This window comes from Streptomyces silvae, from assembly GCF_016745505.1.
Taxonomy (GTDB): Bacteria; Actinomycetota; Actinomycetes; order Streptomycetales; family Streptomycetaceae; genus Streptomyces; species Streptomyces silvae.
Window position 1 is genome coordinate 1 of record NZ_JAERUC010000026.1, and the last position, 9757, is coordinate 9757.

Consider the following 9757-nt stretch of genomic DNA (forward strand, 5'->3'; position numbering starts at 1 on the left):
GCGGCGGCCGGAGATGCGGCGAGTACCGGCCCGCGATGCGGCCGGTGGTGGCCGGTGATGCGGTCAGTGGCGCACTCGCGTGTCAGTGGCGCACGCGCGGTGCGGGCAGTGGCCCGGCGCGGTGCGGTCAGTGGCGGCCGGCGATGCGGTCCGCCGCCTTCGCGAGGCGGTCGGTGCCGAGCCGCGGTGAGGTGGACTCGCGGCGGTCGGCGGTGCGGTAGGCGGCGTACAGGGCGTGGACGCCGAGCCAGCGGAAGGGTTCGGGTTCCCAGCGGCGGACCTTGTGGTTGACCCAGGGGAGGTTCGTCAGGTCGGTGGGGCCGGCCTGGCCGGAGTCCTGCTGGATGAGGTCGCGGAGGGTGCGGGCCGCGAGGTTGGCGGTGGCGACGCCCGAGCCGACGTACCCTCCGGCCCAGCCGAGGCCGGTGGAGCGGTCCAGGGTGACGGTGGCGCACCAGTCGCGGGGGACGCCGAGCACGCCGGACCAGGCGTGGTCGATGCGGGTGCCCGCGGTGGTGGGGAAGAAGCGGACGAGCAGGTCGCGCAGGGCCTCGACGGTCGCGGGCTGGGTCCGGCCGTCGTTGTCCGTCGCCGAGCCGTAGCGGTAGGGGACGCCGCGGCCGCCGAGGGCGATGCGGTCGTCGGCGGTGCGCTGGGCGTACATGTAGGCGTGCGCCATGTCGCCGAGGGTCTCGCGGCCGTCCCAGCCGATGGTGTCCCAGAGGGACTTCGGCAGGGGCTCGGTGACGATCATGGAGGAGTTCATGGGGAGCCAGGTGCGCTTCTGGCCCTTGAGCCCTGCGGTGAAGCCCTCGGTGCAGCGCAGCACATAGGGGGCGCGGACCGTGCCGTACGGGGTGACGGCGTGCTTGGGCTTGATCTCGGTGACGGGTGTCGACTCGTGGATCGTGACGCCGAGCGCCTCCACCGTGTCGGCGAGGCCCTTGACCAGCTTGGCGGGGTGCAGGCGTGCGCCGTGCGGGGTCCAGCTGGAGCCGACGGCGCCGGAGACGCGGATACGTTCGGCGGTCTCGCGGGCGCCGCGCAGGACGCGGTCGGTCTCGCCGAAGGCGATCTCGACGGAGTGGAAGTCCTTGAGGCGGGCGAGCTGGGAGGGGGTGTGGGCGACTTCGAGGACGCCGCCGTGGTGGATGTCGGCGTCGATGTTCTCCTCGCCGGCGGTGCGGATGACCTCGCCGACGGTGTCGTTCATGGCCTTCTGGAGGCGGACGGCGGCGTCGTGGCCGTGGAGCTTGGCGTAGCGGTCGCGGCCCGCGATGCCGTTGTAGAGCCAGCCGCCGTTGCGGCCGGAGGCGCCGTATCCGCAGAACTTGGCTTCCAGGACGGTGATGTTGAGGAAGGGGACGGCCTTCTTGAGGTAGTACGCCGTCCAGAGCCCGGTGTAGCCACCGCCGACGATGCAGACGTCGGCGGTGGTGTCGCCGGGCAGGGGCTCGCGTGGGGCGGGGGTGCCTTCGTGCGCGTACCAGAAGGAAATGCCGCCGTTGACGGTACTGACGGTGCTCATGTGTCCCCTGCTTGTCCGTGTGCAGCCCAGTCGCTGGAGGGACGTTACCTCTAGGGGGTGTTTTGAAAGTAGCGTCGTCCGCCCGCCGGGCAGGCGGGACTTTCAAAACACCCCCTAGGCTTGCGGTGTGATCGACGTTCCGGATGACCTGGCCGTGAATCTGCGTGACCACAAGGGGGCTGCGGGGCGGGAGTTCGCCGTCGCGCTGCCGGGGCTGGCGGGGAGGTTCCTGGAGGAGTGGGGGCTGCGGCCCGACGGGGACGTGATGTGCGGGATGTGCGCGCTCGTGGTCCCGGTGGTGCGGGAGGCGGACGGCCTCGGGGCCGCGCTGAAGCTCCAGATGGTGGACGCGGAGACGGTGGACGAGCCGGTCGCGCTACGGGTCTGGGGTGCGGCGGACGCGGGGGTGGTGGGCCTGCTGGAGCATGACGCGGCCACGGGCACGATGCTGCTGGAACGGCTCGACGAGCAGCGCCCGTTGACCGGGCTGGCCGATGCGCGGGAGGCGGTGCGGGTGCTCGCCGAGTCGTTGGCCCGGCTGGTGCGCGTACCGGCTCCGCCGGGGATGCGGCGGCTGGCGGACGAGGCCGCGCGGATGCTCGCGGAGACGCCCGGGGCGGCCGCGGCGCTGGAGGACGCGGACGAGCGTCGGCTGTTGCTGGACTGCGCGGCGGCGGTGCGTGAGGTGGCCGGGGAGCCGGGGGACCGGTTGCTGCACTGGGATCTGCATTACGCCAACATCCTGGCCGGGCGCGCGGAGGAGGGCCGGGCGGACGAGTGGGTGGCCCTGGACCCGAAGCCTCTCGCGGGCGATCCGGGGTTCGAGCTGTTCCCCGCGCTGGACCAGAGGTTCGACGCCTCGGAGGTGCGGTGGCGGTTCGATCTGCTGTGCGGGGTGCTGGAGCTGGACCGGGATCGTGCGCGGGCGTGGACGCTGGGCCGGGTGCTGCAGAACGCGCTGTGGGGGATCCGGCGCGGGAGGCCGCGGATGTTCGCGGACCATGCGGAGATCGCCCGGCAGTTGCTGGGGCGGGACTGAGGGGCCACGGGGGCGGGTGGCCTGTTTAGGCTGCCCTCATGATTCGTACAGCCACAGCCGAAGACGTCCCCGCCATCCATGCGATGGTCCGTGAGCTCGCCGAGTACGAGAAGGCGCTCGACGAGGCGAAGGCCACCGAGGAGCAGTTGCGCGAGGCGCTGTTCGGGGAGCGGCCTGCCGCGTATGCGCATGTCGCGGTGTCGGACGACGACGGTGCGGTGGTCGGGTTCGCGCTGTGGTTCCTCAACTTCTCGACGTGGCGCGGCGTGCACGGGGTGTACCTGGAGGACCTGTACGTACGTCCTGAGCGGCGCGGCGGCGGTTACGGGAAGGCGCTGCTGAGGGAGCTGGCGCGGATCTGCGTGGAGCGCGGCTACGGGCGCCTGGAGTGGTCCGTGCTGAACTGGAACGCCCCGTCCATCGCCTTCTACGAGTCGCTGGGCGCGCGCCCCCAGGACGAGTGGACGGTGTACCGGCTGACGGACGGGGCGCTGGCGGAGCTCGGCGGGGCCTGAGGCGGCCTGAGGCGTACGTCTTCTACGGTACGAGGACGACCTTGCCCACCGTGCCGCGCGTTTCGAGCGCGCGGTGGGCGGCGGCCGCCTCGGCGAGCGGGAAGCGCTGGACGGCGGGGCGGAGGCGGCCCGCGGCGGCTTCGGCGAGGGCGCGGGTCTCCAGGGCCCGCAGGCCGCCTCCCTTCTCGATCATGGCGGGGCCGAGGGCGGTGCGGGACGTGATGCCGCGCGCGGCGCTCTCCTCCTCGCCGAGGGTGAGCACCTGGCCGCCGGAGCCGCCGTAGACGAGGTGTTCGCCGCCCGGGCCGAGCAGGTCGAGGGCGGCGCGTGCGGTGATCCCGCCGACCGAGTCGAAGAGGACGGTGGCCCGGCGGCCGAGGGTTTCGAGGTGGGCGCGGGCGCGGCGCGGCCAGTCGGGCAGGGTGTAGTCGACGGCGAAGTCGGCGCCGTTCGCCGTCGCGTGGGCGGTCTTGGCGGGTCCGCCGGCCAGGCCGATGACGGTGGCCCCGGCGTTCTTGGCGTACTGGACGAGCAGGGTGCCGACGCCTCCGGCCGCGGCGGTGACGACGGCGACGGATCCGGGGCCGAGGTCGGTGAACCCGAGGATCCCCAGGGTGGTGCGGCCCGTCCCGATCATGGCCACGGCATCGGCCGGGCTCAGGCCGGCCGGCAGCGGGTGGAGCTTCGCGGCGTCGACGACGGTCAGCTCGGCGTAGCCGCCGGGTGCTCCGCCGATGTGGGCGACAACATCACGGCCGAGCCAGGTGGGGTCGGTGCCCTCGCCGAGTGATTCGACGGTCCCGGCGATCTCGCGGCCGGGGATGGTCGGCAGCTGGCCGGCGGTGAGCTGGTAGGGGCCCGGCCTGCCTTCGCGCAGATGGGTGTCGAGGAGGTGCACCCCGGCCGCGGCGACGGCGACACGGACCTGGCCGGGGGCGGGGACGGGGTCCTCGGTCCGTTCGTGGACGAGGTTCTCCGCGGGGCCGAAGGCGTGGAGGCGGATGGCGTGCATGGCGGGACTCCCCGGGGTGGTGGCGTGGTGGCGCGGGACGGCCGGTCACCGGTGCCGACGAACGGAGCCGGTCACCGGCGCCGGTGCCGCCGGCCGGCTGCGGCACACCACCACCCTCGGACCTCAGGTGCACTTGAGGTCAAGGAGTTCCTGCCGTACGGGGCACGTCCTCCGCCGTCCTGCCGAGGAGTTTCACGGCCAGCACCGCCGCTTCGATGCCGCTGTTGAACGCGACCTCGCTGAGGAGCCCCGGGGCGGCCACCTGGTCGCCCGCGAGGAGGATCCCGTCGCCGCGGTCGACGGCGGGCCGGTCGCGCCAGGTGGTGCCGGGCCTGTCGAGGGCGCCGGTACGGCCGGACGCCAGCGCCTCGCGGCGCCAGGTGGTGCGGTCGCGCCAGCCGGGGAAGCCGAGGTCGAGCAGGTCCTCGGCGCGGCGGACGGCGTCGGCGCGCGGGGTGCCGGGGGCGAGGGGGATCTGCGCCTGGATGAGCTGCTCGCCCGCCGGGGCGAGGGTGGGGTCCTGGGCGGTGAACCGCTCGACCCAGCCGGGCCCGTCGAGGTCCGAGACGATGAACGCGTCGCCGCGCCGGGTCCGCAGCGCCAGGTCGAGCAGGGCGGTCCGGCCGCTGTCCCAGGTCAGCGAGGGGTCGTCCAGCAGGGTGCGGGCGGAGTCCAGCTGGGTGGCGACGATCACCGGTCCGCCGCGGTGGAGCTCGTCCAGCTCGCGGGGGCCGACGCGGGTCGCGGTCTCGATCCGTACGCCGAGATTCCAGGCCCGGGAGGCCATCCGGTCGACGAGCTGCGCCCAGCCGCCGACGGGGTAGTGGGCCTCGGGCGGCAGCGCGGTGGCGCGGCGCAGGCGTTCCTGGACGAAGGCGGCGGAGAGCGAACCGGGGTCGTGGTGGAAGAGGGCCACGCCCACGTAGTGCGCGGCCGCCCGGGCGCCCTCCTCGCCCACCTGTGCGGTGGCCCAGCTGAGGAAGTCGGCGTCGACGGGCGCCGTGCGGGGGTTGCGGCGGCTGAGGCGCAGCATGGCGAGGGGAGGCGTCCGGCGCAGGGCGCCGTCGCGGCGGAAGAGGAAACGGGTGGCTTCGAGCGGCGGTACGGAGGCCATCCGGCCCAGGAGCCCCCGCTGTTCGAGCCAGGTCCAGTGCGGTCCGCGCCGGTAGAGGGCGTGCGGGCCCTCGTTGGTCAGGTAGGGGCCGTCGGAGGTCCTGGCCCGTCCGCCGAGGGTGTGATGGGCCTCGTGGAGGGTGACCTGGACCCCGGACTCGGCGGCGGTGATGGCGGCGGTCAGTCCGGCGAGGCCGCCGCCGACGATGTGGATGCGCTGCATGGCTGGGTCTCCTTGCGGTGGGCGCTTCTGCAGGGAGGACGGATCGGCCGGCCGGTTCTGTGACACCGGGCCGGAGGCGTTGTCAGTGGTGTGCGTCACGATGGGGGACATGGCACGTACAGGCAACAGGGGCAGCGGGAGCGCGGGCGCGGCGAAGGGCGGGGTGGCGGGGGCCCGGCGGCCGGAGGTCCGGCTGCCGTCCCTCATGGCGTACGACGGGGAGGGGCTGGAGCCCGACGGGGACTACGACGGGGTGCGGTTCGAGGAGACGGACCTGGCGGACGCCTCGGGCCCCGGGGCGCGGTTCATGGACTGCGAGCTGCGGGGCTGCGCCCTGGACCGGGCGGAGCTGGGGCGGGCCAGGTTCATCGACTCGGTGCTGACGGGGGTGCGGGGTGTGGGCACCGATCTCGCGGGGGCGTCGCTGCGCGATGTGGAGGTGCTGGACGCGCGGCTGGGCGGGGTGCAACTGCACGGCGCGGTGCTGGAGCGGGTCCTCGTGCGGGGCGGGAAGATCGATTACCTGAATCTGCGCAAGGCGCGGCTGAAGGACGTCGTGTTCGAGGGGTGCGTGCTCTCGGAGCCGGACTTCGGGGAGGCGCAGCTGGTCCGGGTGGAGTTCCGGGACTGTGTGCTGAGGCGGGCCGACTTCAGTTCCGTACGGATGGAGTCCGTCGATCTGCGGACGGTCGCCGAGCTGGACATCGCGCGGGGTGTGGAGCGGCTGGCGGGGGCGGTGATCAGCCCGTCCCAGCTGATGGAGCTGGCTCCGGCCTTCGCGGCGCAGATCGGGGTGCGGGTGGAGGCTTGAGTGCGGCCCCGCTCGGAGGAGGGGGAGCTCAGAGGCGGGGGAAGCGGGCCTGGAGGTCCCAGACGACGGGGTTGTCGGCGAGGCCCTCGTGCATGTCGGCCAGGTCGGCGATGAGGTCGTGCAGGAAGTCGCGGGCCTCGCGGCGCAGCAGGGAGTGGCTGAAGGTCAGCGGGGGTTCGTCGCCGGGCATCCAGTCGGCCTCGACGTCGACCCAGCCGAAGCGGCGCTCGAAGAACATGCGGTCGGACGACTCGGTGAAGTCGAGCTCGGCGTACTGCTGGCGGTGCGAGCGGTTGCCCCGGGGGTCGCGGTCGATCTGCTCGACGATGTCGCAGAGCGCCCAGGCGAAGTCGAGTACGGGAACCCATCCCCAGGCTGTGGACACTTCGCGGTCGGCCTTGGTGTCGGCGAGGTAGACGTCCCCGGAGAAGAGGTCGTGCCGCAGGGCGTGGACGTCCGCGCGGCGGTAGTCGGTCTGCGGGGGGTCCGGGAAGCGCCGGGAGAGGGAGTAGCCGATGTCGAGCACGGTTCGATGGTGTCATGCCGCGCGGGCCTGCCGCGCCGCCCGGCCCCGGGGCCTCAGGGGAGCAGGCGTTGCTCCTTGGCGACGGAGACCGCTCCCGCCCGGGTGTCCACGCCGAGCTTCTCGTAGATCCGGCCCAGGTGGGTCTTGACGGTGGCCTCGCTGATGAAGAGGGCCCGCGCGATCTCACGGTTGCCGAGGCCCTGGGAGAGCTGGCCCAGGATGTCGAGTTCGCGTGCGGTGAGGGTGGGCCGGGGGTTGCGCATCCGGGCCATGACCCGGCCGGCGACCGGAGCGGAGAGCGTGGTGCGGCCCTGCGCGGCGGCGCGGATCGCGGCGAAGAGTTCCTCGGGGCGCTCGGCCTTGAGCAGATAGCCGGTGGCCCCGGCCTCGATGGCACGGGTGATGTCGGCGTCGGTGTCGTAGGTGGTGAGGACGAGGACATGGGCGGTCCCGGCGGCGGCGATGCGGCGGGTCGCCTCGACGCCGTCGATCCCGGGGCCCAGCTGGAGGTCCATGAGGACGACGTCGGGTCCGAGCCGGGCGGCCAGGGCGACGGCCTCCTCGCCGCTGCCCGCCTCGCCCACGACCTCGATGTCGGGTTCGCCGCCGAGGAGGGCGAGCAGTCCGGCCCGTACGACGGCGTGGTCGTCGCAGAGCAGGATGCGTACGGGCGGGGTCATACGGGTCCCTCCGGGGTCATGCGGGCCCCTCCGGGGTCGACGGGGCTGACAGGTCCGGCGGGGCTGACGGGGCGGGTGGGGCTGACGGGGCGGGTGGGTCTGACGGGGCCGACGAGGTGCCGGTGTGCGGCAGGGGTACGGCGGCGGAGAGGACCGTGCCTTCGCCGGGCGCCGACTCGACGGTCAGGGTGCCGCCGAGCTGCCGCACCCGGGCCCGCATCGCCGGCAGCCCGTGGCCGCGTACGTCCTCGGGCGGGCGCGGAGCCGGCCGGTCCGGGCCGAAGCCCCGGCCGTCGTCGGCGATGTCGAGGACGACCCGGTCGCCGAGGTGGGTCAGGGTGAGCGCGGCGACGGTGGCCTCGGCGTGCTCCGTGACGTTCGCGAGGGCGCCCTGCGCGATCCGCAGCAGCGCCGACTGCACCCGGTCGGGGAGCGGGGAGGCCGGGACGCCCTCCACATGGCAGCGGACGGTGAGACCGCCGCCGGACCGCTCGGTCTCCCGGGCGGCAAGCGCGTGCAGCGCCGCCTCCAGCCCGCCGCCCTCCGCCAGGTCGGCGGGCGCGAGGTCGTGCACGAAGCGGCGGGCCTCGGCGAGATTGCGCTCGGCGATCCCGGTCGCGGTCAGGACGTGGCGGCGGGCGGTGGCCGGGTCGGCGTCCCAGGAGCGGTCGGCGGCCTGGAGCAGCATCTGCTGGCTGGAGAGGCCCTGGGCCAGGGTGTCGTGGATCTCCATGGACAGCCGCTGGCGCTCGGCGAGGGTGCCTTCGCGGCGCTCGGTGGCGGCCAGTTCCCGCCGGGTGCGCAGCAGGTCGTCGATCAGCTCGCGTTGGCGTACGGACAGCTCCCGCTGGCGTACGGCCTGGCGCCGCATATGGACGAAGACGGCCGTCGCGACGGCGGCGACGGCGGGCGGGGCCAGGACGAGATTCGGGTCGAAGCCCGTGGCGAGCCGCAGCTGTGCGGCGACGACGAACACGGTGAGCAGGGCGACGAGCGCCAGGGCGGCGCGCGGCGGCAGGATCCGCAGCCCCGTGTAGAAGAGCGGTACGGCGCACCACGCGAAGCTCGGCGCGAGGACGACCAGGACCATCCACACCACGACGAGGGCGCCGAGCCAGGTCAGACGGCGGGGGGTGGGCCGGGAGCCGAGCACAGGGCCGAGGAGGTACAGCACGGCGAGTACGGCCGAAAGGGCGATGATCCAGGGGGTGCGGGTCTCGCCGGGGTGGCGCATGAGGAAGCGCGCGAGCGAGGCGCCGAGCAGGAGGAAGAACGCGGCGTGCATGAGGAGGGCCAGCCACCGGGCATCCGGGTCACCGGCCGCGGGCGCCCGCCCTGCCGAGCCGGCCCCCTCCGGTGAGCCCGCTGAGCCCTCTGCGCTCGGCCGGCCTGCTGAGCCCTCTGCGCCCGGCTGGTCCCTGTCCGGTCCGGTCCCGTTCCGCCGCACCTCGTACCCCGTGCTCCCTCGACCGTGACCCGGGCTGCCTGACCCGCACCTGCCCTCGGCCCGCGCTGCTGACCTGCCCGGACACCTCGTACGGACCTCGTACGCACCCCATGGTCACCCCCCGGCGCCCCCTCCGCATCAACCGATCGGCTGACGGGGCGGTCGGCCGGCAGGGGTGCGGCTTCCAGCCGGTACGCCGACCGTACGGGCCCGGATCCGGCCGGAGGATCGATAGCAGGAAGCCGGCCGGCTCGGAGCCGAGCCGCACACCGTCCGAGGAGATCACCATGAAGAAGATGTCGCTGCGCACCCGTGTCCTGACCGGTGCCGTCGCCGTAGGCGCCCTGGGCGCCGGAACCTTCGGCGCGATGTCCGCCAACGCGTCCACCCCGGCCACCGCGCCCGCCGCAGCGGTGAAGGCCGACACCGCAGACCGGAACCTCCAGCAGTCCACCCACCTGACCGTCGCCGCCGCGACCAAGGCCGCGCAGGCCGCCCTGGACGCCGCGAAGAAGGAGAACCAGCGCGTCTCGGTGGCCGTCGTCGACCGTGACGGCAACACCGTGGTCACCCTGCGCGGCGACGGCGCGGGCCCGCAGTCCCCCGAGTCCGCCGTGAAGAAGGCGTACACCGCCGTCTCCTGGAACGCGCCCACCTCCGAGCTGGCCAAGCGCCTGGAGCAGACCCCGAACCTCAAGGACATCCCCGGCACCCTGTTCCTGGCGGGCGGCGCGCCCGTACAGGTCAAGGGCGCCCCGGTGGCGGGCGTCGGCGTCGCGGGGGCCCCGAGCGGCGACCTGGACGAGAAGTTCGCCGCGGCGGGAGTCGCCGCGCTCGGCCGCTGACAACAGTCGCCGCGCTCG

At 74.1% G+C, this 9757-nt stretch carries 10 protein-coding genes; 4 read left to right on the top strand and 6 right to left on the bottom strand.

Going from position 1 to position 9757, the window contains the following annotated elements; genetic code table 11:
- Nucleotides 1-127: 127 nt before the first annotated feature.
- The gene (locus tag JKV81_RS04010) at nucleotides 128-1528 is read right to left on the bottom strand and encodes an NAD(P)/FAD-dependent oxidoreductase (RefSeq protein WP_202074922.1); all 1401 of its coding nucleotides are present in this window, start codon (nucleotides 1526-1528) and stop codon (nucleotides 128-130) included.
- A gap of 127 nt (nucleotides 1529-1655) precedes the next feature.
- On the opposite strand from JKV81_RS04010, the gene JKV81_RS04015 reads away from it, so the two are divergent.
- Complete coding sequence (locus JKV81_RS04015; protein ID WP_202074923.1) at nucleotides 1656-2567, top strand: aminoglycoside phosphotransferase family protein; 912 nt, start codon at nucleotides 1656-1658, stop codon at nucleotides 2565-2567.
- A 38-nt stretch (nucleotides 2568-2605) separates the two neighbouring features.
- Entirely contained in the window at nucleotides 2606-3082 is a 477-nt protein-coding gene (locus JKV81_RS04020) for a GNAT family N-acetyltransferase (protein ID WP_129264874.1), read from the top strand.
- Nucleotides 3083-3104: 22 nt separating this feature from the next.
- On the opposite strand, the gene JKV81_RS04025 is transcribed toward JKV81_RS04020, so the two are convergent.
- Together JKV81_RS04025 and JKV81_RS04030 are read right to left on the bottom strand one after the other, a co-directional pair.
- A complete protein-coding gene (locus JKV81_RS04025) occupies nucleotides 3105-4094 on the bottom strand; it encodes a zinc-binding dehydrogenase (RefSeq protein WP_202074924.1) in 990 nt (329 codons plus the stop codon).
- 139 nt (nucleotides 4095-4233) lie between these two features.
- Nucleotides 4234-5430 (bottom strand): NAD(P)-binding protein, encoded by a 1197-nt coding sequence (locus JKV81_RS04030; protein WP_202074925.1) that lies wholly within the window; start codon nucleotides 5428-5430, stop codon nucleotides 4234-4236.
- 109 nt (nucleotides 5431-5539) lie between these two features.
- On the opposite strand from JKV81_RS04030, the gene JKV81_RS04035 reads away from it, so the two are divergent.
- Entirely contained in the window at nucleotides 5540-6241 is a 702-nt protein-coding gene (locus JKV81_RS04035) for a pentapeptide repeat-containing protein (RefSeq protein WP_202074926.1), read from the top strand.
- A gap of 28 nt (nucleotides 6242-6269) precedes the next feature.
- Here the strand turns inward: JKV81_RS04035 and JKV81_RS04040 are convergent, their stop codons facing one another.
- The 3 genes from JKV81_RS04040 to JKV81_RS04050 are packed head-to-tail and all read right to left on the bottom strand — an operon-like array spanning nucleotide 6270 to nucleotide 8894.
- Nucleotides 6270-6767, bottom strand: a complete 498-nt coding sequence (locus tag JKV81_RS04040) for a hypothetical protein (protein ID WP_099174110.1) — start codon at nucleotides 6765-6767, stop codon at nucleotides 6270-6272.
- 53 nt (nucleotides 6768-6820) lie between these two features.
- On the bottom strand, nucleotides 6821-7447 hold the full coding sequence (locus JKV81_RS04045) for a response regulator (protein ID WP_202074927.1): 627 nt from the start codon (nucleotides 7445-7447) through the stop codon (nucleotides 6821-6823).
- A gap of 16 nt (nucleotides 7448-7463) precedes the next feature.
- The gene (locus tag JKV81_RS04050; protein ID WP_307820484.1) at nucleotides 7464-8894 is read right to left on the bottom strand and encodes a sensor histidine kinase; all 1431 of its coding nucleotides are present in this window, start codon (nucleotides 8892-8894) and stop codon (nucleotides 7464-7466) included.
- A gap of 287 nt (nucleotides 8895-9181) precedes the next feature.
- Between JKV81_RS04050 and JKV81_RS04055 the strand changes: the two genes are divergently transcribed.
- Complete coding sequence (locus tag JKV81_RS04055) at nucleotides 9182-9739, top strand: GlcG/HbpS family heme-binding protein (protein ID WP_129264880.1); 558 nt, start codon at nucleotides 9182-9184, stop codon at nucleotides 9737-9739.
- The last annotated feature ends 18 nt before the right edge of the window (nucleotides 9740-9757 follow it).